Below are 23753 nucleotides of genomic sequence, written 5' to 3' on the forward strand. Positions count from 1 at the left end.
GAGGTTCAAGACATGACAGGGCACCCCGGTGGCTCCCCGCAGCCGCCCCCGCCCCGTGGTGCCATGAGCCTATGATCAAGATGTCTCACGCCGCGGCCGCCGCCGCGCTCGTCACCATGGGCATGCTCGGCGGGACCGCGTCCGCCGATTCCGGTCCCGCCTCCGGACACGACTCCGGCTCCGATCTCGCGAGGGTGACAGTGGACGACAGACAGTCTCGGATCACGGTCGGCGGGGAGGGCAGCCTGGCCTCCGCCCCCGACGTCATGCGCCTGAACGCCGGCGTCGAGGTGCGCCGCGCCACCGCGGGTGAGGCGTTCGCCGCCGCGCGCGAGGCCGCCGCCAGGCTGACGAATGCCCTGCTCAAGGCGGGGATCGAGGCCAAGGACCTGCGGACCGACGAGCTGTCGCTCGGCCCGGAGTACGACGACTATCCCAAGGTCTCCGGCTACCGGGCGGCGCAGGGCGTCGAGGCCGTGGTGCGCGACATCGAGGCCGCCGACAAGGTGATCGACGCGGCTGCCGGGGTCGGCGAGGACGCCCGCCTGAATGGCGTCTCCTTCGAGGTGTCCAACACCCGCAAGATCCTCAAGGCCGCCCGCGAGGCCGCGTTCAAGGACGCCGCCGCCCGTGCCGAGCAGTACGCCAGGCTGGCCGGCCGCGAGCTGGGCCGGATCCTGTCGATCGACGAGGAAACTGTCACCCCGCCCCCGCCGGTCACGTTCGGGGGCGCCATGCTCGCCGACAAGGCCGCCTCCGTCAGCCCCGGGCAGCAGAGCGTCTCGGTCCGCGTCCGGGTGGTCTACGAGCTGCGGTGACCCGGGGCGCCCGGGGCGGGCCCCGGCGCTCGCAGCGCGCCGGGGCCCACCCCGGGACCGGCCCCAGGCCGCCGGGGCCGGCTCAGGGGAGGGCCAGCATCCGGTCCAGGGCCACCTTGGCCCAGTGGGTGGTGTCCTCGTCCACGGTGATCTGGTTGACGACCTGGCCGGCCGCCAGCGACTCCAGCGCCCACACCAGGTGCGGCAGGTCGATCCGGTTCATCGTCGAGCAGTAGCAGACGGTCCGGTCCAGGAACGTCACGTTCTTGTCGGGGAACATCTGCCCGAGCCGCTTGACCAGGTTCAGCTCGGTGCCCACCGCCCACGACGACCCCGCCGGAGCCTCTTCGAGCTTCTTGATGATGTATTCGGTCGAGCCGACGTGGTCGGCCTTGGTGACCACCTCGTGCCGGCACTCGGGGTGCACCAGCACGTTGACGCCGGGGATCCGCTCGCGGACGTCGTCCACGCACTCGGCGGTGAAGCGGCCGTGCACCGAGCAGTGACCCTTCCACAGGATCATCTTGGCGTCGGCGAGCTGCTGGGCGGTCAGCCCACCGTTGGGCCGGTGCGGGTTGTAGACGACGCAGTCGTCCAGGGACAGGCCCATCTCCAGCACCGCGGTGTTGCGCCCCAGGTGCTGGTCGGGCAGGAAGAGCACCTTCTCGCCGCGGGAGAAGGCCCAGTCGAGGGCGCGCCTGGCGTTGGAGGAGGTGCACACGGCGCCGCCGTTGCGGCCGCAGAACGCCTTGATGTCGGCGCTGGAGTTCATGTAGGTGACCGGGACGGTGACACCGGCGATCCCGGCGTCCTCCAGCGCCTCCCAGCACTCCTCGACCTGGTCGAAGGTGGCCATGTCGGCCATCGAGCACCCGGCCGCGAGGTCGGGCAGCACGACTTTCTGCGAGTCGCCGGTGAGGATGTCGGCCGACTCGGCCATGAAGTGCACGCCGCAGAAGACGATGTACTCGGCGTCCGGCCGGGCCGCCGCCTCCCGGGCGAGCTTGAAGGAGTCGCCGGTCACGTCGGCGAACTGGATGACCTCGTCACGCTGGTAGTGGTGGCCCAGCACGAAGACCCGGTCGCCGAGGGCGGCCTTGGCCCGCCTGGCGCGCTCCACGAGCGCTGGATCGGAGGCCGACGGCAACTCGCCGGGACAGTCGACACCGCGTTCACTGTGCGGATCGGTCCCCCGGCCGAGGACGAAGAGCGGAAGCCCGGTCTCGGTGGTCGTCACGGCCACACCCCCTTATCGTCGAACTGACGACTAATGATGACACACGGCGGAGGGGGCTTTATTCCGGGGTGAGGGGGTAGTTCCGGACGGAGGAATGTGTAGCTGCCAGTGGGTGTTGGTAGCGTCTAAGAAGGACGTCAGAAACAGACAGCCGTTCCGACCGGACGGTTGACGCAGACGCGGGAGTCACCACATGTCGGTTGAGAGCAGTGAGACCACGGCGCAGGGCCTGATCCTTAGTGACGCGGCCGCCGCCAAGGTCAAGAGCCTGCTGGAGCAGCAGGGCGAGGAAGGTCTCCAGCTGCGCGTGGCCGTGCAGCCCGGCGGCTGTTCGGGCCTCCGCTACCAGCTCTTCTTCGACGATCGTTCGATGGACGGCGACATCGTCACGGACTTCAACGGTGTCAGCGTGGTCACCGACCGGATGAGCGCCCCCTATCTGGTGGGTGCCACGGTCGACTTCGTCGACACGATCGAGAAGCAGGGCTTCACGATCGACAACCCGAACGCCACGGGCTCCTGCGCCTGCGGCGACTCGTTCAACTAGGCGGAAGAACCGCGCGGTGGCCCCGCTGAGGTGAGACATCCATCACCTTGCGGGGCTTTCGCGCGTCTACGGGGTCTCGTAGGGGCCGTCGCGCGTGTGCGGGGTCGCGTATTCTTGCGGGGTTTCAATGCTCACCCCTTCCCTTAGATGCTGACAACGAGGAGAAAGATCCCGTGCGCATCGCCGTCACCGGCTCAATCGCGACCGACCACCTGATGACCTTCCCGGGTCGCTTCGGCGACCAGCTCGTCGCCGACCAGCTCGACCGGGTGTCCCTGTCGTTCCTCGTCGACGACCTGCAGATCCGCCGCGGCGGCTGCGCGGCCAACATCGCCTTCGGCATGGGCTGCCTGGGGCTGGACCCCGTCCTGGTCGGTGCCGTCGGCGCTGACTTCGCCGACTACCGTTCCTGGCTGGAGCGGCACGGCGTCGACTGCGAGTCGGTATACGTCTCCGAGCTCCACCACACCGCCCGCTTCCTGTGCACCACCGACGATGATCACAACCAGATCGCGTCGTTCTACACCGGTGCGATGGCCGAGGCCCGGCTGATCGAGCTCGGCCCGATCGCCCAGCGGCTCGGCGGCCTGGACCTGGTGCTGGTCAGCCCCAACGACCCCGACGCGATGCTCCGGCACACCGACGAGGCCCGCCAGCGGGGCATCCCGTTCGCGGCCGACCCCTCGCAGCAGCTGGCCCGCATGCCCAGCGACCAGATCCGCCAGCTGGTCGACGGCGCCGCCTACCTGTTCGGCAACGACTACGAGAAGGGTCTGATCGAGCAGAAGACCGGCTGGTCCGACGAGGAGATCCTCGACCGGGTCGGCGTCCGCGTCACCACGCTGGGTCCCAAGGGCGTGGTGATCGGCCGCAAGGGCGAGCCGTCCCTGCACGTCCCCCCGGCTCCCGAGCTCGGCAAGGCCGACCCCACCGGTGTGGGCGACGCCTTCCGCTCCGGCTTCCTGGCCGCCCTGGCCTGGGGGCTGTCCCTGGAGCGCTGCGGCCAGGTGGGCAACCTCACCGCCACCCACGTCCTGGAGCGCGTCGGCGGCCAGGAGTACGAACTGGGGCAGCAGGTCTTCCTGGAGCGCTTCGCCGCCGCCTACGGCGCCGAGGCCGCCGCCGAGGTGGCCCGGTCCGTGAAGTGCCACTACGCCTGAGCGGCCCGGCCACGGCGGAGCCGGCGGGCGGCCACCGGCCGCTCACCGGCTCCACCACGGGCCGTGTTCCAGTCTCCTGGCGGCGCCGCCCGTCATGAGGTCCGTGCCGCCGGGGGATGTGTTCCCGCCCCTGGTGGCGCTGCCCGTCGTGAGGCCCGTGCCACCCGCGGGCCGTGTTCCCGCCCCTGGGTGGCCTCGTCCGTCATGAGGTCCGTGCCGCCGGGGCCGGAGCGCCCGGGGCCAGGCGGGCCCCGGGCGGTGCGGGGGTCAGGCCCCCGTGTAGATGTGATGGACGAAGTCGGCGAGCTGGTCGTCCGGAAGATGTCTGGCCAGATCAGCCTCGCTGATCATCCCGACGATACGGTTGTTCTCGATCACCGGGAGCCGCCTGATCTGGTGCTCCTCCATCTTGGACAGGACTTCCCCGACGGTGGCGTGCGCGGGTACCCAGACCAGGCCGGCGGCCATCTCCCCGGCGGTCACCCTCGACGGGTCCTTGCCCGCGGCCACGCACTTGACCACGATGTCACGGTCGGTGATGATCCCCTTGAGCCGGTCGTCGCTGCCGCAGACCGGCAGCGCGCCGACGTTCATCTCCCGCATCATCTGCGCGGCGCGGTCGAGCGTCTCGTGCGCCTCCACGCAGCGGGCCCCCGGGCTCATGAGGTCCTTGGCGGTCTCTCCGCTCATTGTTCCCCCCGAAACGTGTGCTGGGCTTTCAGGGGGTCCTACCCGTTTCCCGGCGGGTCAGTAGTTGCGCCGCACATGGATGGCCCAGCCGCCGCCGGGCAGCTCGTAGCTGGCCACGTGGTGGTGGGACTTCAGCCGGCACCAGGCCGGGATGTCGGTGAAGGCCGCGGGGTCGTCGGCGAGGACCGAGACGATCCCGTTGCGCGGGACGTGGTTGATCTGCTCGGCGAGCATGATGATGGGGATCGGGCACTTCTTGCCCAGCGCGTCGATGGTCAGCGCCGGAGGCTGGGTGGATCCCTCCGTGGCGGTCTGCCTGGACGTCATGAAACCTTCACTCCCCGAATGTCGATCACAGCCTTACGCCCGCCTCCTCGCGGATCCTCTTCACCATGTCCGGCAGGACGGCGAGGAAGCGGTCGACGTCCGCCGCGGATGCGCCCTGAGGCAGCGATACCCGGACGTTCCCGTGGGTAAGCACGCCCATGGCCTCCAAAACGTGTGATGGACGAAGCGTACTCGCCGTGCAGGAACTACCGGACGATATGGCGAATCCCGCCTTATCTAGTTCTGTCAACAATGCCTCACCTTCTACGTAAAGACACGAAAAGGTGACAATATGCGGGGCCCGTGCGACGGGATCGCCGATGACCTCGACGTCGGGGACGAGCCGGGGCACCTCGGTCCTGATCCGGTCCACGAGCGCCGAGAGCCGGGCCGACTCCTGCGCCGACTCGGCCGCCGTCGCGCGCAGCGCGGCGGCCGCCGCGACGATCGCCGGCACGTTCTCGAAGCCGGGGACCCGGCGGCGCTCCCGCTCGTCCTCGGGGAGCGGGCTGCGCCACCGGGTGCCCTTGCGGACCACCAGCACGCCGACCCCCGCGGGGCCGCCCCACTTGTGCGCGCTGGCCGTCAGCACCGACCAGCCCCGCGGCGGCGGCATCCGGCCCACGGACTGCGCCGCGTCCACCAGCAGCGGCACGCCGGCCTCGGCGCACAGGGCCGCCGCCTCGGCGACCGGCTGGACCGTGCCGACCTCGTGGTTGGCGCTCTGCAGGCAGGCCAGGGCCGTGCCGTCGGCCCGCACCGCCTCGCCGAAGGCCGTCAGGTCCACCGCGCCGGTGCGGCCGACGCCGACCGTCTCGACCGAGCCGCCGTCGCGTTCGTGGACACCGGCGGCGTGCAGCACACTGGAGTGCTCCACCGCCGAGGTCACCAGGCGGCGCCCGGCGCGGCGCCGTCCGTGCAGGGTGCCGAGCACGCCCAGGTGCACCGCCTGGGTGCCGGAGGTGGTGAAGGAGACCTCGTCGGGCCGGGCGCCGAGCGCTTCGGCGACCTCGGTGCGCGCCTGTTCCAGTAACATGCTTGCCCGGCGGGCGGGACCGTACAGTCTCGCCGGATCGGCCCAGCCGACGTCGAGCGCCGCGATCAGGGCCTCGCGTGCCTGAGGGTGCAGCGGCTCGGTGGAGGCCGCGTCGAAGTACGCCACGCCTCAATCGTCGCATCACGCGCGGCGCAATCGGGGGCTGCGCGGGGGGGCGGGGGTGGTCCGCGCTAATGTGTCCCCCAGCGTAAAGCTGTGAACTACAAGTTGTGAACATGAATAAACGACCGCCCAGGAGTGACTCCTGGGCTTCATCTGTGGGGTAGGCGATCCGTGAGTCCGACCCGCCGTTCTGCACGGCGTCCGTTGGCCCGCCGCCGGGTGCCACGCGCTGCCGCTCTGGCGCTGGTGTTGGTGTCCGCGACGGCGTGTAGTGCCGAAGAATGGTCCCGTGGCGGCTTGCCGGGTGCCGTCACCAAGCAGGCCGAGACCGTCCAGAATCTGTGGAACGGATCCTGGATCGCCGCTCTCGCCACCGGTGTGGTCGTGTGGGGCCTGATCCTGTGGTCCGTCGCCTTCCACCGTAAGAAGAAGCACTCGAAGGAAGAGCTGCCGCCGCAGGTGCGCTACAACCTCCCCATCGAGATCCTCTACACGGTGGTGCCGATCATCATGGTCGGCGTGTTCTTCTTCTTCACCGCGCGCGACCAGAACTACATCAACATCGTGTCCGGCCAGGCGCCGGTGAAGGTCAAGGTCGAGGGCTTCCAGTGGAGCTGGCGCTTCACGACCGAATACAACGGCAAGAAGGTCGAAGTCGTCGGCAAGCCCGTGGGCGACTACACCCAGGGGCCGCAGCTGATGCTCCCGGTCAACCAGAAGGTGGAGTTCGACCTCGTCTCGCCGGACGTCATCCACTCCTTCTGGGTGCCGGCCTTCCACTTCAAGCGGGACGTGATCCCCGGGGTGGAGAACAAGTTCGAGGTCGACACGCTGGACAAGCCGGCCGTCTACGCCGGCCGGTGCGCCGAGCTCTGCGGCGTCGACCACAGCCGGATGCTCTTCAACGTGAAGCTCGTCCCGCAGGCCGAGTTCGACCAGTACATCGCTAGCCAGGCGGGTGCCCAGTGACCGCACTTAACGAGCCCATCGCCCTCGCGCCGGTGACGACCCGCAAGGGATCGATCATCACCAAGTGGGCGTCGTCCACCGATCACAAGATCATCGGGCACCTCTATCTGATCACTTCGTTCGTGTTCTTCCTGATCGGCGGCGTCATGGCGCTGATCATGCGAGCGGAGCTGGCGCAGCCGGGCCTGCAGATCACCAGCAACGAGCAGTTCAACCAGCTGTTCACCATGCACGGCACGGTCATGCTGCTGATGTTCGCGACGCCGCTGTTCGCCGGCTTCGCCAACGAGCTCATGCCGCTGCAGATCGGCGCCCCCGACGTGGCGTTCCCGCGCCTGAACATGGTCAGCTACTGGCTGTTCACCTTCGGCAGCACCATCGCCCTGTCGGGGTTCCTGACCCCGGGCGGCGCGGCCAGCTTCGGCTGGTTCGCCTACACCCCGCTGTCGAACGCGATCAGCTCGCCGGGCATCGGCGGTGACCTGTGGATCGTCGGCCTGACCATCAGCGGTCTGGGCACGATCCTCGGCTCGGTCAACTTCATCACCACGATCGTCTGCATGCGCGCCCCCGGCATGACCATGTTCCGGATGCCGATGTTCACCTGGAACGTGCTGCTCACCTCGATCCTGGTGCTGATGGCCTTCCCCGTGCTGGCCGCCGCGCTGCTGGCCCTGGAGGCCGACCGCAAGCTCGGCACCCACATCTTCGACTCGGCCACCGGCGGCGCGCTGCTCTGGCAGCACCTGTTCTGGTTCTTCGGCCACCCCGAGGTCTACATCATCGCGCTGCCGTTCTTCGGCATCGTGACCGAGATCCTGCCGGTCTTCAGCCGCAAGCCGCTGTTCGGCTACATCAGCCTCGTCGGCGCGACCATCGCCATCGCGGGTCTGTCGATCACGGTCTGGGCGCACCACATGTTCCCGACCGGACAGGTGCTGCTGCCGTTCTTCTCGTTCATGACCTTCCTCATCGCGGTCCCGACCGGAGTGAAGTTCTTCAACTGGATCGGCACGATGTGGCGGGGACACCTGTCCTTCGAGTCGCCGATGCTGTTCTCGATCGGCTTCCTGGTCACCTTCCTGTTCGGTGGCCTGACCGGCGTCATCCTCGCCTCGCCGCCGCTGGACTTCCAGGTCGCCGACTCCTATTTCGTCGTGGCCCACTTCCACTACGTCGTCTTCGGCACCGTGGTGTTCGCGATGTTCGCCGGCTTCTACTTCTGGTGGCCCAAGTTCACCGGCAAGATGCTCAACGACACCCTGGGCAAGGTGCACTTCTGGACGCTGTTCATCGGCTTCCACACCACCTTCCTGGTCCAGCACTGGCTCGGCGCGCAGGGCTTCCCGCGCCGCTACGCCGACTACAGCCCGATCGACGGCTTCACCGACCTGAACATGGTCTCCTCGGTCGGCGCCTTCCTGCTGGGCGCCTCCACGCTGCCGTTCCTCTACAACGTGTGGAAGACCCACAAGACCGCGCCGAAGGTCACCGTGAACGACCCCTGGGGCTTCGGCAACTCCCTGGAGTGGGCGACCTCCTGCCCGCCGCCGCGGCACAACTTCACCTCGCTGCCGCGCATCCGCTCCGAGCGCCCGGCGTTCGACCTCAGATACCCCTACGCCTCGGCCCCGCGCGAGCTGCAGGAGGAGACCCGATGAGAGTCCAGGGTTGGTTGTTCATCCTCTGCGGAATCTTCTTCGCCGCAGTGGACGTCGTCTACTGGTTCTGGTCGAGGGAGCCGGTCGGCACGACGGCGATGGCCATCTCGGTGGGCTTCGCCTTCATGATCGGCTACTACCTGATGTACACGGCCCGCCGCATCGGCGACCAGCCGGAGGACAACAAGCAGGCCGAGATCAGCGACGGCGCCGGGGAGCTCGGCTTCTTCAGCCCGCACAGCTGGTGGCCGCTGTTCGTCTGCCTGGCCGTCTCGCTCGCCGCGGTCGGGCTGGTCATCGGCTGGTGGCTGTTCATCATCGGCGTCTTCGCGATCATCATGAGCATGATCGGGTTCGTCTTCGAGTACTACCGGGGTCACTTCTCGCACTGATCCCGGCCGATCTCCGCTGAGAGGCGGGCCACGGAATCTTCCGTGGCCCGCTTTTTTGCGTTTGTTGGCTGTTCATGAGGCATGCCGTACGTGGTGCTCCGCTTACTCCGGGTAATAACAGAATCAGTCGATCAGTCCGGGACGGGGGAATTCACGTGAGGCAGGCGATCCGCGGTTCGAGCCAGGGGGCCGGGCTGCTGGCCTTGGTGCTGGTGACCTCATGCTCGGCCGGCACCGGCACCGACGTACGGGGCGGACCGACCCCCGCGAGCCACGCCGACGCCACCGTCACCGTGCTGCCCATCGACAGGACCGGCAGGGTGCCGACCGACACCACCGTCCTGGTGGCCGCCCACGGGGGGACCCTGAAGAAGGTCACCGTGAAGGGCCGCGGCGGTCTCCTGCCGGGCACGCTGAGCGCCGACGGCACCCAGTGGCGCAGCCGGGGCACCGCGGCCCCCGGCACCTCCTACCAGGTCAGCGCCACCGCGGTGAACCCGGCCGGCAAGGTCACCCAGACCACCACCTCCTTCTCCACCGTCAAGGCCGACAAGACCTTCGCCATCGAGACCTTCGTCCCCAACAAGGACATGACAGGTCTCACCGTCGGCGTCGGCATGCCGGTGATGATCACTTTCGACCAGCCCATCACCGACCGCGTCTCGGTGGAGCGCAACCTGCTGGTCCACACCTCCAAACCGGTCTTCGGGGCGTGGCACTGGTTCGACGACAAGACGGTGCACTTCCGCCCCAAGGAGTTCTGGCCGGCCCACACCAAGGTCCGGGTCGAGGCCCGCCTGGCCGGCGTGCGCGGCGGCGAGGGCCTGTACGGCGCGCGGAACCAGCGCATCGAATTCAAGATCGGCCGTTCCCAGATCACCCGGGGGAGCACCGACTCCCACCACCTGACCGTCAGGCGCGACGGCAGGAGGGTCCGCGAGATGCCGATGAGCGCGGGCCAGGGCGGGACCTGGAAGTACTACACGACCAGCGGCATCCACCTGGCCATGTCCCGCGAGCCCGTCACCGTCATGACCTCGCCCGGGATCGGGCCCGGCCAGGCGGGCTACTACCAGATGACGGTCTACAACACCGTCCGCATCTCCAACAGCGGCGAATACGTCCACAGCGCCCCGTGGTCGGTGGGCTCGCAGGGCAACTCCAACGTCAGCCACGGCTGCGTCAACGTCAGCCCGGCGAACGCCAAGTGGTTCATCGACAACACCCTGATCGGCGACCCGATCATCATCACCGGCTCGCCCCGGGTACTGGAGCCCACCAACGGGTGGGGGCACTGGCAGGAGAACTGGAAGCAGTGGCTCAAGTGGAGCAGCGTCAAGCACTTCACCACCGAGGCCCGCTGACCGCGCCTGCGCGGGCCCCTGGGGGCGCCGTACGGCCCGCCCGCTCCCTGGACCGGGCGAGGGGCGGCACAGGCGTGAGGAGCCGTGAGAAGTCCCCAGGGCGGTCCTGGGAGGGCCCCGGGCCGTGCCGGTGGGACCCGGAGGAGCACGGCTCGGCCGGGTGACCGGGGCGGGCGGCGGGCGCGGCGGGGCGTGGAAGCCGCTGAGGAGGCCGTACGGCCCGCCCGGCGGGACGTGGGCCCCTGGGGAGGGGGTGGGGCGTAGGAGCGCCTCAGGGGCCGTCTCGGGGACGCCGGGGATCGGTCCGGGAGGCGACGTGGGTCGTCGGGAGCCGCCCCCGGAGCGCCGGGGGACCGTTCCGGGCGGCGTGGGCGACCCGTCCCGGGAAAGCGACAGGGCCCGGACACCGAGGTGTCCGGGCCCTGTCCGTAGCGGATCAGTGGCGGGTGAGGGACTTGTCTTCCTCGCCCGCGCCGATGGCCGCGTGCTCGTCGTGACCGTGGTCACCGTCGAGCGGGATCTTCTCGCCGCCGTAGGCATTGCTCATCTTGGCGCGGAGCTTGCCGAGCGGGCCGCGCATCCCCTTGGGCGGGATGCCGTCGCTGTCGACGTCGGTACCGGTGATCACCGGGATCGCCGTCTTGCCCCGGACGTGGGCCTCGATGGCCTCGTTCGGCGGGACGTGGACCTCGATGTATTCACCCGAGGGCAGGCGCTTGATGACGCCGGACTCCACGCCGTGCCCGATGACCGCGGCGTCGCTGCGCTGCAGGCCCAGGCAGACCCGGTAGGTGATCATGTAGGCCACCGCCGGGCCGACGAAGATCAGCACCCGGCCGACGTAGGTCGTCCAGTTCAGCGAGACGTGGAAGAACGAGGCGATCTCGTCGTTGGCGCCCAGCAGCCACAGGATGCCGTAGAAGGTGACCGCCGACATGCCGATCGAGGTGCGGTGCGGGTTGTTGCGGGGACGCTCGGCGACGTGGTGCTCGCTGCGGTCCCCGGTCACCCACTGCTCGATGAACGGGTAGAGGGCCAGGCCCGTCATGACGATGCCCATCGGGACCAGCGCCGGGATCAGCACGCTCATCGGCAGCGTGAAGCCCAGGACGTTGATCTCCCAGGCCGGCATCAGCCGGAGCGAGCCCTCCAGGAATCCCATGTAGAAGTCGGGCTGGGATCCCGCCGAGATGTCGGCCGGCGTGTAGGGGCCGAACAGCCAGATCGGGTTGATCTGCGCGAAGGTGCCCAGCAGCGCGATGGTGCCGAAGGTGAACATGAAGTAGGCGCCGGCCTTGGCCATGAAGGCCGGGTAGAACGGGGCGCCCACCACGTTGTCGTTCGTGCGGCCCTTGCCCGGCATCTGCGTGTGCTTCTGCACCCACATCAGGATCATGTGGGCGGTGATGAGCGCCAGCAGGATGCCCGGGATGAGCAGGATGTGGAGGGAGTAGAACCGGGAGATCACGTCCTCGCCGGGGTATTCGCCGCCGAAGAGGAAGAAGGTGATCCAGGTGCCGACCAGCGGCAGCGAGATCGCCACACCCTCGGTGATCCGCAGACCCGCGCCGGAGAGCAGGTCGTCGGGGAGGGAGTAGCCGGTCAGACCCTCGGCCAGGGCCAGCGTCAGCAGCAGGACGCCGATCAGCCAGTTGAGCTCGCGCGGCTTGCGGTACGCACCGGTGAAGAACACTCGGAGCGCGTGGACCATCATGCCGGCGACGAACAGCAGGGCCGCCCAGTGGTGCATCTGCCGCATCAGCAGACCACCGCGCACGTCGAAGCTGATGTGCAGCGACGAGGCGTACGCCTCGGACATCATGACGCCCTTGAGCGGCTCGTAGGAGCCCTCGTAGACGACGTGGCCCATGGTGGGCTTGAAGAAGAACGTCAGGAACGTGCCGGTCAGCAGCAGGACGATGAACGAGTAGAGCGCGATCTCGCCCAGCAGGAACGACCAGTGATCGGGGAAGACCTTCCGCAGGTTGCGCTTGAGGAAGTTTCCGGCGCCGATGCGCTCATCGATGAAATTGCTCGTGCTCGCTATGGGCTTCGGAACGGTTCCGGTGCTCATGCGTGGCCTCCGTTCTCACGGACCTCGGCCTCGGCGTCGCCGCGCTCCCAGAAGCTGGGGCCCGGGGGGACGGCGAAGTCAGCCGTGGCCACGAGGTATCCCTCATCGTCCACGGCGATGGGCAGCTGGGGCAGAGGCCGGGCGGCCGGACCGAAGATGACCTTGGCGCCGTCGGCGGCATCGAAGGTGGACTGGTGGCACGGGCACAGGATGTGGTGCGTGGTCTGCTCGTAGAGGGCGGCGGGGCAGCCCACGTGCGTGCAGATCTTCGAGTACGCGACGATGCCGTCGTGCGTCCAGTTCAGGTTCGTTCCGGACTTGATCTCTTCCGGGCGGAATTTGATCAAGATCAGCGTGGCCTTGGCCAGCGCGTTCAGGTCGTGCTCGTAACCCTCGGGCACCACCGACAGGATGCCGCCCGGGGAGTTGAAGTCCGCCGCGCGGATCGGCGCGCCGGTGCCCTCCACGACGAGCTTGCGAGGCTTGCCGTCCTTGGTCTTCTCTCCCCAGACGGTGTGCCGCAGCTTGCTCGGGAAGTCGGCGTAGGACGGGCCGAGGTCGCGCAGTAGGACCAGCGGGGCCAGGCCCAGCGGGGCGGCGGCCATCAGCAGCGTGCGGCGCAGCAGCGGCCGCTTGGTGATGCCGCTCTCGGCCACGCCCTGGGTGAAGGTCTCGGCGACGTATTCCCGGGTCTGGCCGTCGGAGGCCATCGGGTGGCGCTCCTGGACCAGGTTGTACTTCGGCATGATCATGCGGACCCAGACCACGATGCCCGCGGCCAGCGCCATCAGCGCCAGGGTGAGCGCGCCGCCCAGGGCCAGGGTGGAGAGCTGCGTCTTCTCGACGTCGCCGACCTGGAAGACCACGTAGGCCACGATGAAGCCGATGCCCGCGAGCAGGGCGACGGTGAAGCACAGGGCGGCGAACTTCTCGCCCTTCTTCGCCGTCGCCTCGTTCTGGAGGGTCACGCCGGGGACGTCGACGCCCCCGGCGTGCTGCTCCTCGGCGCCGAGCAGGGAGGTGCCTGTGGCGGGCGAGGGGGTGCCGATGACGCGCTTGGGCACGCGGTCTTCGGGCTGCTCGATGTCGTGATTGTTGTCAGTCATTGGGCCTGTCGCTTCTTCGCGGTGATCCAGATGGCGGCCAGGGCGAGCAGGCTGATGCCCGCGATCCAGGCCACCAGGCCCTCGGTTACCGGGCCGATGCGGCCGAGACCTGCGCCGCCGGGGTTGGGCTCCTCACGCACGCCCACGATGTAGGCGATCATGTCCCGCTTCTGCTCGGGAGTGATGATGCTGTCGTTGAACACCGGCATCGCCTGCGGGCCAGTGATCATGGCCTCGTAGATCTGCGTCGGGGTGGCGTCGTGCAGCGGCGGAGCGTACTTGCCCTGGGTCAGGGCGCCGCCGGAGCCGACGAAGTTGTGGCACTGGATGCAGTTCGCGCGGAACAGCTCGCCACCCTTCGCCTTGTTGCCCTTCGCGGGGTCGACCTGCTCCTGCGTGGGGACGGTCGGGCCGCCGCCGAGGGACTGGATGTAGGCCGAGAGCTGCCTGATGGTCTCGTCGTTGACCCACGGGGCCACGGGCTTGCGCGGCGCCTGGGCGCCGGGGTTGGCCAGGGGCATACGGCCACTGCTGACCTGGAAGTCCACGGCCGCCGCGCCGACGCCGACGAGCGTCGGGCCGTTCGCCGTGCCCTCGGCGTTGAGGCCGTGGCAGCTGGCGCAGCTCTGCTCGAAGAGTTTCTTGCCCTGCGCCACGTCGTCGGCCCTGCCGGCGGCGATGGCCGCGTCGGCCCGCTCGCTCGGCGGGGCCACGAGGGTGTAGAACCCCCCGACCAGCCCGAGGGCCAGAAGCAGGACGGCGTATCTCGCGAGGGGATGCCGCCGCCTAGCGGTGATCCTGTTCACTGAGATCCCCGATTCCTTAATGAATGCCGTAGATGGTCACGAAAAGGCCAATCCAGACCACGTCGACGAAGTGCCAGTAGTAGGACACGACGATCGCGCTGGTCGCCTGCTCACGGGTGAAGCGCTTCGCGGCGTACGTGCGTCCCAGCATGAACAGGAACGCGATCAGTCCACCGGTCACGTGGAGGCCGTGAAAGCCCGTGGTCAGGTAGAACACCGAGTCGTACGCGGAGTGCGACAGGGTGTGCCCCTCCTCGACCAGCTGGCTGTACTCGTACAGCTGGCCGCCGACGAACACGGCGCCCATCAGGAAGCTGACGATGTACCAGAAGCGCAGCTTGGCGACCTGGCCCTTCTCAGCGGCCCACACGCCAAGCTGGCAGGTCACACTCGACAGGACCAGGATGATCGTGTTGACCAGTGAGAACTGGACGTTCAGATGAGCCTCGGGCCAGGGCAGGCCCTCGCCCAGGCTCACTGACCGGATGGTGAAGTACATCGCGAACAGCGCCGCGAAGAACATGAGCTCGGAGGACAGCCAGACGATCGTCCCGACGCTGACCAGATCGGGTCGGCGGGACGAATGTGCTGTCGTCGTCGTTGATATTGCGGATGCTGTCGCCACGGGCAGCATTATTGCGGCTCTCCAGCTCGGGTCGCCGCACGACCCCCCAATAGGGGCCTCAAATGTCCATCCAAACTGGATGTACGGGGCATTTTGCCCGTCAATGCCTCCGGCCTGGGTCTGCGGGCGGGGTGACCGGTAGCATCCCAGGTGACCATACATCGACAAGGGATAGTGAGCGCGACCGTGAGCACCGACGACAAGCTGAGGGTCCTCGTCTACAGCGACGACGCGAGCACCCGCGAGAAGGTGCGCCAGGCGATCGGCCGGCGTCCCGCCGCCGACGTGCCCCTGGTGGAGATCGTGGAGTGCGCCACCCACGCCAAGGTCGTCCAGCACTTCGACTCCGGGGAGATCGACGTCGCCGTGCTCGACGCCGAGGCGCAGCCGGCCGGCGGCATGGGCGTGGCCCGCCAGGCCAAGGACGAGGTCTACGACTGCCCGCCGATCTGCCTGCTGATCGCCCGCCGCGACGACCGCTGGCTGGCCGAGTGGTCCCGCGCCGAGGCCGTGGTGGCGCAGCCGATCGACCCGGTGGTCCTGGCCGACACCGTCGCCGACCTGATGCGCCGCCGCCTCTCCACCCGCCTGACCGCCCGGTAGACCACTCCTGGAGACCCCCATGGACGCGCGCACCACCTGGCCCGCGCTGCTGACGGCCCTGCTCGCCGGCGAGCACCTGACGGCCGACGAGACCGCCTGGGCGATGAACGAGATCATGTCCGGCTCGGCGACGTCCGCGCAGATCGCGGGCTTCGCCGTGGCCCTGCGGGCCAAGGGCGAGACCGTCGCGGAGGTGACCGGGCTGGCGCGCACGATGCTGGAGCGGGCCACCCCGCTGTCGGTGGCCGGCCCCGTCGTCGACGTCGTCGGCACCGGCGGCGACCGCGCGCACACGGTCAACGTCTCGACGATGGCGGCGATCGTGGCGGCCGCCGCGGGCGCTCGGGTGGTCAAGCACGGCAACCGCGCCGCGTCCTCCTCCTGCGGCGCCGCCGACGTGCTGGAGCACCTGGGGGTCGTGCTCGACCTGTCACCCGCCGCCACCGCCGAGGTCGCGGTGGAGGCGGGCATCGCCTTCTGCTTCGCGCCGCTCTACCACCCCGCGCTGCGCTTCGCCGGCCCGCCGCGCAAGGAGCTCGGCATCCCGACCGTCTTCAACTTCCTGGGCCCCCTGACCAACCCGGCCAGGCCCGAGGCGCAGGCGATCGGCATCTTCGACCCGGGCATGCTCCCCGTGGTCGCGGGCGTGTTCGCCGAGCGCGGGGTGTCGGCCCTGGTCTTCCGGGGCGACGACGGGCTCGACGAGCTGACCACCGCGACGACCTCCACGGTCTGGGTGGTGCGCGAGGGCGCCGCCACGCAGACCGTCTTCGACCCGGCCGCGCTCGGCATCCCCCGGGCCGCGCCCGACGCGCTGCGCGGCGGGGACGTGGTCTTCAACGCCCAGGCCGTGCGCGACCTGCTCCAGGGCAGGACCGGTCCGGTCCGTGACGCGGTGCTGCTCAACGCCGCCGCCGCGCTGGTCGCCCTCGACAGCAAGGGCGACGACCTCGAAGCCGCCATGTCCGCCGCCCACGCGAGAGCCGTCCAGGCCGTCGACTCCGGCGCCGCCGCGGCCGTCCTCGACCGCTGGGTCGAGGCCAGCCAGGCGCGCAGGCCGCGCTGACCTCGGCCATCCCCTCACGGGCGGACGGGAGATCCACCCGTGAGGGGATGCCTCCCTCCGCGGGGCCGTCTTAGATTGCGCCCATGTGGCGTGTCGATCCCCTGACCGAGCAGATACTGCCTGCCCTGGCGCTGTCCGTTCTGCTCGGCCTGTCCCTGGCCGTCGCGGGACTCGCCCGCGAGCGCAGGCTCCTGCTCCTGAGGCTCCGCCGTGAGCAGGCCAAGCTCGCCGACCAGCAGGTCGCGCTGGCCCATGCCGCCGTCACCGAGGAACGCGCCCGCATCGCCCACGAGCTGCACGATGTCGTCGCCCACGGGGTCAGCATGATGACGCTCGGTGTCGGCGCCGGCCGTATGATCATGGAGAAGGACCCGGCGCGGGCCCGCGAGACCCTGCGGCTGGCCGAGGAGTCCGGCCGCCAGGCGCTCCTGGAGCTGCAGCGCATGCTCTGCCTGCTGAAGGCCGAGGGGGCCCCGGGGGCCAGGACGCCCCAGCCCAAGCTGTCGGACCTGTCCGACCTGCTGACCCAGGTCCGTACGGCGGGCCTGCGAGTGGACGTGGTCGAGGACGGCAGGCCCGTCGAGATCGGTCTCGCCCTCGAACTGTCGGCCTACCGGATCGTCCAGGAGGCGCTCAGCAACACCCTCAGGCGCGCCCGGGCGCAGTCGGCCCACGTCACCCTGCGCTGGCGTCCGGGCTTCCTGGACGTGCTGGTCCGCGACGACGGCCAGGCCACCACCACGGCGACCACCGGCCACGGCCTGCTCGGCATGCGCGAGCGCGCCACGCTCTTCGGCGGCACGCTCGAAGCCGAGGCCCTCCCCGAGGGGGGCTTCGAGGTGCGCGCCCGGCTGCCCACGGTGGGCGAGGCACGGCCGGCCCTCACCCGCCCCGGAGAGGCCCAGCCGGTCCCGGGCACCCGCCCGCGTGGATGAGCGCCGGCCTCGGTTCTTTTCGGCGGGCGCGGCTCGGTCGGCTCCGGATCTCGTCCGTCTGGATGAGGCCAGGCCGGCCCTGGGCACCCGCCCGCGTGGGTGAGCGCCGGCCTCGGTCCTTTTCGGCGGGCGCGGCTCGGCCGGCCTCCGGCGTCCGCCCGCCTGGTGAGGGGGCACAGCCGGTCCTCGGCCCCGCCCCCTGGTGGGCGTCAGTCGGACTCGCCGAGACCGATCGAGAAGGCGGCCTCGAGGTCGTGCCGGGAGTAGGTGCGGAAGGCGATGTGCGTCTCGGTGCGCAGCACCCCGGCGACCTTGTTGATCCGGCCCGGGATGACCTCGGCGATCTCCTCGTAGGCGGTGACGCGGACCATGGCCATCAGGTCGTACTCACCGGTGATGGAGTAGACCTCGCTCACCCCGTCGATCTCGGCGATCGTCTGGGCGACCTCGGGGATCCGGTCCACCTCGGCGTTGATGTGCACGATCGCGGTGATCACGAGCTTCCTCCTCGTTGAGTGCGGCTTGCAGCTCCGAAGTTATCAGCGCGCCGGGCGGCCCTCACGCCGCTGGTGCGGCTCAGCGGGACGGTAGGCGTGGTCGAGGCGGGCCCTGAGCCGTCCGGCGCCGCCGACGGGCAGGCTCCAGGTGCCCTCCACCTGCACCAGCCGCACGCCGGGGCTCTCCAGCCAGCGCAGGATGCACTCGGTCTCCTCGGCGCTGGCGGCGGGCACGGGACCCGGCCCCGGCACGACGGTCTCGGCGGTGGCCACCAGCGCGTCCACGAACGGGGTGGGGTGCGCGCCCCGGGGCATCACCCCGGCCGAGGCCAGCCTGCCGTACCGGACGACGTGGATCTGCCAGCCGCCGGCCGCCGCGGGGGAGGCCGCGACCAACTGGGGGATCGAGGTGAGGGAGCGCAGTCGCTGCATGCGCGCGGAGGTGCGGACGTAGGCGGCGAGCCGGTCGCGGTCGGCCGCGGCCTCCTCGTAGCGTTCCTCGGAGGACAGCCGCTCCATGCGCGCCTGGACCGCGGAGAAGACCGTCGTGGCCTCCAGCTCCATCGCCCGGCGCGCGGCCGCGGCGTGCAGGCCGTACTCCTCGGCGCCCTGGCGGCCCTCGCAGGGCGCCCCGCACCTGCCCAGCTCGGCGAGGGCGCAGGCGGGACGCCTGGTGCGCGGGGTGATCCGCTCGGTGCACTGCCGCAGCGGGACCGCCTCGTGCAGCGCGGCGCGGGCGTCCTCGGCCGCGCGGGTGCTGGTGAACGGGCCCAGGTAGCCGGCGTCGTCGTCTCTGACCTCGCGGACGATCGACAGGCGGGGGAACGGCTCGTCGGTGAGCTTGAGCCAGAGCATCTTCTCGGGGAAGCGCGACCTGCGGTTGTATCGCGGCTTGGCGGAGCCGATCAGCCGCAGCTCCCTGACCTCGGCCTCCAGCGCGGTGGCGCAGGAGATCGGCCGGACCCGCTCGACGATGCCGATCATCTCGCGGATCCGCGGCCGGGTCTCCCCGGCGGTGAAGTAACTGCGCACGCGGTTGCGGAGGTTGGTGCTCTTGCCGACGTAGAGAGGGTCGCCGCGCTCGTCCTCGAAGACGTAGACGCCGGGGCCGGTCGGCACCGCGTCGGCCAGGTGCCGCTTGCGCCGCTGCTCCGGGGTGGGCGCGCGGACGAAGCCCTTGAGCTCCTCCAGCGTGTGCACCCCGAACGAGCCCGCCCGCTCCAGCAGCGCGTGGAGCACGTCCACGGTGGCCTGGGCGTCGGCGAGGGCGCGGTGGCAGGGCTCGGTCCGGCTGAAGATCCGGGCCAGCGTGGACAGCTTGCAGTTCGGCGCCTCGTCGCGGGTCAGCAGCTTGCGCGCCAGCACGACGGTGTCGACCACCTGGTGGGTGGGCGGGGGGTAGCCGTGGGCGGCGCAGGCGGCCTTGACGAAGCCCAGGTCGAAGCCCGCGTTGTGCGCCACGAGCGTGGTGCCCTCGGCGAACTCCAGGAACGACGGCAGCACCGACTCGATCTTCGGGGCCGCCATGACCATGGTGTCGGTGATGCCGGTGAGCACGGAGATGAACGGCGGGATCGGCGACCCGGGATCGACCAGAGTGGCGAACTCTCCCAGCACCTCACCGCCCCGGACCTTGACCGCGCCGATCTCCGTGATCGCGTGCTCGCCCGCCGAAACCCCGGTGGTCTCCAGGTCGAACACGACGAACGTGATCTGATCGAGTGGCGTGCCCAGCTCGTCCAGCGTTCCCTGCACGACGTAATCCACGGTTCAAGACCATAGGAGCCCCGACCGACATTTAGCGCGCCGGGGCCCGCCGGAGGCGTGGACCGGACCTGTGAGGGATCCGGTGGCGGGCCCTGTGAGGGATCCGGTGGCGGGCTCTGTGGCGGGCATTGTGGGGGACCCTGTGAGGGGCTCTGTGACGGGCTCTGTGACGGGCCCGCCCGGCCGCGGGTCAGTCCCTGTCCACGGCCGAGCCCGCCGCCCACAGCGCCAGCCCCAGCACGCCCAGCACGATGCAGGCGAAGATCTCGTATCCGCGCAGGAATCCCAGATGGTTGACCAGGAGCAGATCGTCGGCCCACCGCCACCATCCCAGGAGGGAGTTCGCGGCTCCGCCGACACCCTGGACGAGACAGACGGCTCCGGCCAGCTCAAGAGATCCCTTCATGCCGTCGATACTGGTGAGCGGTCCGGCTGCGCCGCCTCGGCCGAAGGTCGGCGGTGGCATCGACTTTGGTCGCTACCGGGCCGGGTGCGCTCCGCCGTACCGTCGGGGAACGTGACGGAATATCGGTGGCTGCTCCCCGCGGTCCTGCACGGGGATCCGGGGGAGGGGCAGCCCGGGGTGCGGCGTTCGACCCGCGACTGGGCCGTGGACATGTTCGTCTTCCTCGGGGCCGCGGGGACGGGGCTGCTCATGGCCCTCGCCCTGCGTTCCGACACCTCCACACCGCAGCCGATCCTCCTCGCCGACCAGGTGGTGGGGGCGCTCGCGTGCGCCGCGGTCTGGCTGCGCCGCCGCTGGCCCGTGGGGCTGGCGCTGGCGCTGCTGCCGGTCTCGCTGCTGTCCAGCGTCGCCACCGGTCCCGTCTGCGTGGCGCTGTTCACCGTGGCCGTGCACCGGCCGCTGAAGTTCGCGGCCCTGACGGGCGGGCTGCACCTGCTCACGCTGGCGCCCTACCTCTGCTGGCGGCCCGATCCCGAGCTCCCCTTCTGGGTGGAGTTCACGGTCGCCGCGCTGCTCTACGTCCTGCTGGTCATCTGGGGCATGTTCGTGCGGGCCCGGCGCCAGCTCGTGCTCACGCTGCGCGAGCGGGCCGAGCGGGCGGAGGTGGAGGCGGAGCTGCGGGTGGAGCGGGCCAGGCACCTGGAGCGCGAACGCATCGCCAGGGAGATGCACGACGTGCTCGCCCACCGGCTGTCGCTGCTGAGCGTGCACGCGGGCGCGCTGGAATACCGGCCGGACATGGAGCCGCACGACGTGGCCAGGACGGCGGGGGTGATCCGGGCGGGGGCCCATCAGGCGCTCCAGGACCTGCGCGAGGTCATCGGCGTGCTCCGGATCGCCCCCGAGGGCACCACCCCCGACCGGCCCCAGCCGACCCTGGCGGATCTGACCGGCCTGGTCGAGGAGTCCCGGCTCGCGGGCATGGAGGTGACGCTCGACATGCGGGTGAGCGATCCCGCCGAGGCCCCCGCCCGCCTCGGCAGAAACGCCTACCGGATCACCCAGGAGGGGCTGACCAACGCGCGCAAGCACGCCGCCGACGCCCCGGTGGGCGTCACCGTGGCCGGCGGACCCGGCGACGGGCTCACCGTCGAGATCCGCAACCCGGTGACCGTCGGGCAGGCCATCCCCGGCAGCGGGAGCGGCCTGATCGGGCTCACCGAGCGCGCCGAGCTGATGGGCGGCCGTCTCGACTACGGCAGGGGCCCCGACGGCCGGTTCCGGCTCAGGGCGTGGCTGCCGTGGGCCGCGTGACGTCCCGTGGGCGGCCCGGCCAGGGCGGGGAGGCACGCCGGACGCCCCCGGCGGGCGCGTGGACCGTAGGGTGTGACCGGACGGCGTCATGGGAGGACGAGAGGTGGCTGAGGTGGCCGGCGTGAGCACGCCCCTTCCCGGTCCGGAGATCCGTGTGCTGATCGTCGACGACGACGTGCTCATCCGCGCCGGGCTGTCGTTGATCCTCGGCGGTGCCGGCGACCTCGTGGTGGTGGGCGAGGCCGCCGACGGGAGCGAGGTGCCCGGACTGGTGGCCGAGCACCGGCCGGACGTGGTGCTGATGGACATCCGCATGCCCGGGGTCGACGGGCTGACCGCGACCGAGCGCCTGCGCTCGGCCGCCGCGGCCCCGGAAGTGATCATCCTGACCACCTTCCACGCCGACGCCCAGGTGCTGCGGGCGCTCCGCGCCGGGGCGGCGGGATTCCTGCTGAAGGACACCCCGCCCGGCGAGCTGGTCGCCGCGGTCCGCCGGGTGGGGGCGGGCGAGCCGATCCTGTCGCCCGTGGTGACCCGGCAGCTCATCGCGCACGTCGCCGACGGCGGCGTGGTGACGCGCCGCGAGCGGGCCATGACGATGCTGTCCGGGCTCAGCGACCGCGAGCGCGAGGTCGCGGTGGCCGTCGGCCAGGGGAAGTCGAACGCGGAGATCGCCGCCGGCCTCTACATGAGTGTGGCGACGGTCAAGGCCCACGTCTCGCGGGTGCTGACCAAGCTGGAGCTCAACAACCGTGTCCAGATCGCGCTGATCGTCCACGACGCCGGGCATCTCGCCTGAGGCCGGCGCGGCGGACCATCTGAGGCCGCATGTCTGAGGTCGGGGCGGCGGACCGTCCGAGGCGGGCCGCCTGAGGTCGGGGTGGTGGCGGGCGGGTCAGTCCCAGTAGCTCCCGTCCAGCATCCGCTCGATCGTGGCCCGGTGCATGACCAGGTCGTCGGGGTCCTCCGGCATGGCCTGCTCGCCGAAGTGGATCCGCCGCTGCCAGACGCGGGCCATGATGACGCCGTGCCGGAGCGCGGCGTACATCTCGTAGAACTCCATGTCCCGGGGCGTGTAGCCGGTGATCTCCTCGTATGTCCGGCAGACGTCCTCGCGCCGCATGAAATCCGGCAGTCCGGGCAGTCCGAAGACCTGGGCGACGTCCTGGAAGAACCGATGCAGGAAGATCATCCAGGCGATGTCCAGCTCGCGGGGGGCGACGGTGGCCATCTCCCAGTCCAGCACCCCCACCGGGGTGAAGTCCTGATACACCACGTTCCCGATGCGGGCGTCACCCCAGTTCAGTACGGAGGGCCCGGGGGCGGCCGGCCAGTGCTCCGCCAGCCAGGCGAACGCCCGCTCCAGCACCGGGATCGGCATCCGGCCGTGCGCCCACTCGTAGTAGGCCCGCTGGCCGTCGACGTGCCCGCGCAGCGCCGGCCGGCCGGCCTGTCGAGGTTCCACCCGCCGGAGCTCCTCGGCGGTGAACGGGGCGTCGTGCAGCCTGGCCAGGATCTCGACGCTCTGCCGCTGGAGCCGGTCCCGGTCGGCCTGGGAGGCGTCGAGCAGCCAGCCCTCGAAGGTGTAGGGCATCACGTCCGGCGGCACGTCCCCGGCGAGCCGCTCCATCACGAAGAACGGCGTGCCCACCGGCCCCGGGTCCGGCTCGAACCAGAGGGCGCGCGGGGCGGGCACCCCGGCGCGCTCCCTGACCATCCGCATGACCTCGAACTGCCTGCCGAGGTCGTAGCTCGGGAAGACCGGAACGGCCTCGCTCGCCGGGGCCATCCGGGCGACGCACTCGACCTCCCGCCTGCCTTCGGCGCAGTCCCAGGAGACGTCGAAGAGCAGGGTCTCGCTGGACATGCCGTTGCCCGAGGGCTGCGACAGCCGGGACACCGTGACGGGGTGGCCCAGGCGGTCGGCGAGCCAGGAACGCACCCGTCCGCGCAGCTCGCCGAGGTCGCGGGTGGAGGTGCGCATCCGCCCGTCCTGGCCAGGCCGTCCGTCCATCGCGCTCTCCCCGGTGGCGTGCGTCACAAGTCGCTGGGCACAGTCGTATACCTGTGAGCAAGCGCTTGTCCACCCGCCGTTCACCTGTCCGGTGAACACAAACCGGATTTCTGGTCATGTCCGGGTCAGGGTGCGGTAGCCGTACCCTTGACGTGAAGACCAATCCGAGTAGGGGCCGTGATGAGTTCAGCCGGAGAGGGCCTGTCTCGTCCGTTA

Annotated in this window: 24 protein-coding genes; 12 read left to right on the forward strand and 12 right to left on the reverse strand. The window is 70.3% G+C overall.

Translation table 11 applies throughout. The annotated features are described in order from the left end of the window. The first annotated feature begins 71 nt into the window (after positions 1–71). Positions 72–818 carry an SIMPL domain-containing protein gene (locus J2S55_RS04710; protein WP_306857573.1) on the forward strand — a complete coding sequence of 249 codons (747 nt, stop codon included), beginning with the start codon at positions 72–74 and terminating at the stop codon, positions 816–818. An 82-nt stretch (positions 819–900) separates the two neighbouring features. On the opposite strand, the gene nadA is transcribed toward J2S55_RS04710, so the two are convergent. Next, positions 901–2055 carry a quinolinate synthase NadA gene (gene nadA, locus J2S55_RS04715; protein WP_306857575.1) on the reverse strand — a complete coding sequence of 385 codons (1155 nt, stop codon included), beginning with the start codon at positions 2053–2055 and terminating at the stop codon, positions 901–903. Positions 2056–2248: 193 nt separating this feature from the next. On the opposite strand from nadA, the gene erpA reads away from it, so the two are divergent. Further along, positions 2249–2602 (forward strand): iron-sulfur cluster insertion protein ErpA, encoded by a 354-nt coding sequence (gene erpA, locus J2S55_RS04720; RefSeq protein WP_306857577.1) that lies wholly within the window; start codon positions 2249–2251, stop codon positions 2600–2602. A gap of 173 nt (positions 2603–2775) precedes the next feature. Continuing rightward, on the forward strand, positions 2776–3762 hold the full coding sequence (locus J2S55_RS04725; RefSeq protein ID WP_306857578.1) for a carbohydrate kinase family protein: 987 nt from the start codon (positions 2776–2778) through the stop codon (positions 3760–3762). 267 nt (positions 3763–4029) lie between these two features. Here the strand turns inward: J2S55_RS04725 and J2S55_RS04730 are convergent, their stop codons facing one another. From J2S55_RS04730 to J2S55_RS04740, 3 genes are read right to left on the reverse strand one after another with little or no spacing between them, the layout of a single operon-like run. After that, on the reverse strand, positions 4030–4452 hold the full coding sequence (locus J2S55_RS04730) for a CBS domain-containing protein (RefSeq protein ID WP_306857579.1): 423 nt from the start codon (positions 4450–4452) through the stop codon (positions 4030–4032). 57 nt (positions 4453–4509) lie between these two features. Beyond that, positions 4510–4779, reverse strand: coding sequence for a sulfurtransferase TusA family protein (locus tag J2S55_RS04735; protein ID WP_306857580.1), 270 nt, complete (start codon positions 4777–4779; stop codon positions 4510–4512). A gap of 25 nt (positions 4780–4804) precedes the next feature. After that, positions 4805–5941: a cysteine desulfurase family protein gene (locus J2S55_RS04740; RefSeq protein WP_306857582.1), complete on the reverse strand. Its 1137-nt coding sequence runs from the start codon at positions 5939–5941 to the stop codon at positions 4805–4807. Positions 5942–6157: 216 nt separating this feature from the next. On the opposite strand from J2S55_RS04740, the gene ctaC reads away from it, so the two are divergent. The 4 genes from ctaC (at position 6158) to J2S55_RS04760 (ending at position 10324) form a co-directional block, all read left to right on the forward strand. Continuing rightward, entirely contained in the window at positions 6158–6907 is a 750-nt protein-coding gene (ctaC, locus tag J2S55_RS04745; RefSeq protein ID WP_442480239.1) for an aa3-type cytochrome oxidase subunit II, read from the forward strand. Further along, a complete protein-coding gene (ctaD, locus tag J2S55_RS04750) occupies positions 6904–8568 on the forward strand; it encodes an aa3-type cytochrome oxidase subunit I (protein ID WP_306857584.1) in 1665 nt (554 codons plus the stop codon). Before ctaC ends, ctaD begins: the two co-directional genes overlap by 4 nt. Continuing rightward, a complete protein-coding gene (locus J2S55_RS04755; RefSeq protein ID WP_306857586.1) occupies positions 8565–8960 on the forward strand; it encodes a cytochrome c oxidase subunit 4 in 396 nt (131 codons plus the stop codon). Before ctaD ends, J2S55_RS04755 begins: the two co-directional genes overlap by 4 nt. A gap of 155 nt (positions 8961–9115) precedes the next feature. Then, entirely contained in the window at positions 9116–10324 is a 1209-nt protein-coding gene (locus tag J2S55_RS04760) for a L,D-transpeptidase (protein ID WP_306857588.1), read from the forward strand. A gap of 436 nt (positions 10325–10760) precedes the next feature. On the opposite strand, the gene qcrB is transcribed toward J2S55_RS04760, so the two are convergent. Genes qcrB through ctaE form a run of 4 tightly spaced genes read right to left on the reverse strand, consistent with a single transcriptional unit; the run spans position 10761 to position 14944 of the window. After that, positions 10761–12398, reverse strand: a complete 1638-nt coding sequence (gene qcrB / locus J2S55_RS04765; RefSeq protein WP_306857589.1) for a cytochrome bc1 complex cytochrome b subunit — start codon at positions 12396–12398, stop codon at positions 10761–10763. Continuing rightward, positions 12395–13504 (reverse strand): cytochrome bc1 complex Rieske iron-sulfur subunit, encoded by a 1110-nt coding sequence (gene qcrA / locus J2S55_RS04770; RefSeq protein ID WP_306857590.1) that lies wholly within the window; start codon positions 13502–13504, stop codon positions 12395–12397. The genes qcrB and qcrA overlap by 4 nt, the downstream gene beginning before the upstream one ends. After that, positions 13501–14310: a cytochrome bc1 complex diheme cytochrome c subunit gene (gene qcrC / locus J2S55_RS04775; RefSeq protein ID WP_306857591.1), complete on the reverse strand. Its 810-nt coding sequence runs from the start codon at positions 14308–14310 to the stop codon at positions 13501–13503. The genes qcrA and qcrC overlap by 4 nt, the downstream gene beginning before the upstream one ends. A 16-nt stretch (positions 14311–14326) precedes the next feature. Continuing rightward, the gene (ctaE, locus tag J2S55_RS04780; protein WP_306857592.1) at positions 14327–14944 is read right to left on the reverse strand and encodes an aa3-type cytochrome oxidase subunit III; all 618 of its coding nucleotides are present in this window, start codon (positions 14942–14944) and stop codon (positions 14327–14329) included. Positions 14945–15121: 177 nt separating this feature from the next. Between ctaE and J2S55_RS04785 the strand changes: the two genes are divergently transcribed. The 3 genes from J2S55_RS04785 to J2S55_RS04795 all read left to right on the forward strand — a co-directional run bounded on the left by J2S55_RS04785 (position 15122) and on the right by J2S55_RS04795 (position 17539). Beyond that, the gene (locus J2S55_RS04785) at positions 15122–15538 is read left to right on the forward strand and encodes a response regulator (protein WP_306857593.1); all 417 of its coding nucleotides are present in this window, start codon (positions 15122–15124) and stop codon (positions 15536–15538) included. A 19-nt stretch (positions 15539–15557) separates the two neighbouring features. After that, positions 15558–16604 (forward strand): anthranilate phosphoribosyltransferase, encoded by a 1047-nt coding sequence (gene trpD / locus J2S55_RS04790; RefSeq protein ID WP_306857594.1) that lies wholly within the window; start codon positions 15558–15560, stop codon positions 16602–16604. A gap of 83 nt (positions 16605–16687) precedes the next feature. Further along, entirely contained in the window at positions 16688–17539 is an 852-nt protein-coding gene (locus J2S55_RS04795; RefSeq protein WP_306857595.1) for a sensor histidine kinase, read from the forward strand. A gap of 209 nt (positions 17540–17748) precedes the next feature. Here J2S55_RS04795 and J2S55_RS04800 read toward each other — a convergent pair whose 3' ends face one another. The 3 genes from J2S55_RS04800 to J2S55_RS04810 all read right to left on the reverse strand — a co-directional run bounded on the left by J2S55_RS04800 (position 17749) and on the right by J2S55_RS04810 (position 20209). Next, a complete protein-coding gene (locus tag J2S55_RS04800) occupies positions 17749–18036 on the reverse strand; it encodes an Lrp/AsnC family transcriptional regulator (RefSeq protein ID WP_306857596.1) in 288 nt (95 codons plus the stop codon). Between the two features lie 42 nt (positions 18037–18078). Further along, positions 18079–19803, reverse strand: a complete 1725-nt coding sequence (locus J2S55_RS04805) for a DEDD exonuclease domain-containing protein (RefSeq protein WP_306857597.1) — start codon at positions 19801–19803, stop codon at positions 18079–18081. 190 nt (positions 19804–19993) lie between these two features. Continuing rightward, entirely contained in the window at positions 19994–20209 is a 216-nt protein-coding gene (locus tag J2S55_RS04810) for a hypothetical protein (protein ID WP_306857599.1), read from the reverse strand. 111 nt (positions 20210–20320) lie between these two features. Between J2S55_RS04810 and J2S55_RS04815 the strand changes: the two genes are divergently transcribed. Together J2S55_RS04815 and J2S55_RS04820 are read left to right on the forward strand one after the other, a co-directional pair. Then, positions 20321–21523 carry a sensor histidine kinase gene (locus tag J2S55_RS04815; RefSeq protein ID WP_306857600.1) on the forward strand — a complete coding sequence of 401 codons (1203 nt, stop codon included), beginning with the start codon at positions 20321–20323 and terminating at the stop codon, positions 21521–21523. An 88-nt stretch (positions 21524–21611) separates the two neighbouring features. Then, complete coding sequence (locus J2S55_RS04820; protein ID WP_306857602.1) at positions 21612–22322, forward strand: response regulator transcription factor; 711 nt, start codon at positions 21612–21614, stop codon at positions 22320–22322. Positions 22323–22418: 96 nt separating this feature from the next. On the opposite strand, the gene J2S55_RS04825 is transcribed toward J2S55_RS04820, so the two are convergent. Then, positions 22419–23537, reverse strand: a complete 1119-nt coding sequence (locus tag J2S55_RS04825; protein WP_306857603.1) for a phosphotransferase family protein — start codon at positions 23535–23537, stop codon at positions 22419–22421. Positions 23538–23753: the final 216 nt, after the last annotated feature.

It is taken from the genome of Streptosporangium brasiliense (assembly GCF_030811595.1).
In the GTDB taxonomy this organism is placed as follows: Bacteria; Actinomycetota; Actinomycetes; order Streptosporangiales; family Streptosporangiaceae; genus Streptosporangium; species Streptosporangium brasiliense.

What these genes read in the sequence shown, in the direction of transcription:
- J2S55_RS04710 (WP_306857573.1), top strand. Translation starts at nt 72, where the DNA reads ATGATCAAGATGTCTCACGCCGCGGCCGCCGCCGCGCTCGTCACCATG.
- erpA (WP_306857577.1), top strand. Translation starts at nt 2,249, where the DNA reads ATGTCGGTTGAGAGCAGTGAGACCACGGCGCAGGGCCTGATCCTTAGT.
- J2S55_RS04730 (WP_306857579.1), bottom strand. Translation starts at nt 4,452, where the DNA reads ATGAGCGGAGAGACCGCCAAGGACCTCATGAGCCCGGGGGCCCGCTGC.
- J2S55_RS04735 (WP_306857580.1), bottom strand. Translation starts at nt 4,779, where the DNA reads ATGACGTCCAGGCAGACCGCCACGGAGGGATCCACCCAGCCTCCGGCG.
- J2S55_RS04755 (WP_306857586.1), top strand. Translation starts at nt 8,565, where the DNA reads ATGAGAGTCCAGGGTTGGTTGTTCATCCTCTGCGGAATCTTCTTCGCC.
- qcrB (WP_306857589.1), bottom strand. Translation starts at nt 12,398, where the DNA reads ATGAGCACCGGAACCGTTCCGAAGCCCATAGCGAGCACGAGCAATTTC.
- qcrA (WP_306857590.1), bottom strand. Translation starts at nt 13,504, where the DNA reads ATGACTGACAACAATCACGACATCGAGCAGCCCGAAGACCGCGTGCCC.
- ctaE (WP_306857592.1), bottom strand. Translation starts at nt 14,944, where the DNA reads ATGCTGCCCGTGGCGACAGCATCCGCAATATCAACGACGACGACAGCA.
- trpD (WP_306857594.1), top strand. Translation starts at nt 15,558, where the DNA reads ATGGACGCGCGCACCACCTGGCCCGCGCTGCTGACGGCCCTGCTCGCC.
- J2S55_RS04795 (WP_306857595.1), top strand. Translation starts at nt 16,688, where the DNA reads ATGTGGCGTGTCGATCCCCTGACCGAGCAGATACTGCCTGCCCTGGCG.
- J2S55_RS04810 (WP_306857599.1), bottom strand. Translation starts at nt 20,209, where the DNA reads ATGAAGGGATCTCTTGAGCTGGCCGGAGCCGTCTGTCTCGTCCAGGGT.
- J2S55_RS04820 (WP_306857602.1), top strand. Translation starts at nt 21,612, where the DNA reads ATGGGAGGACGAGAGGTGGCTGAGGTGGCCGGCGTGAGCACGCCCCTT.
- J2S55_RS04825 (WP_306857603.1), bottom strand. Translation starts at nt 23,537, where the DNA reads ATGGACGGACGGCCTGGCCAGGACGGGCGGATGCGCACCTCCACCCGC.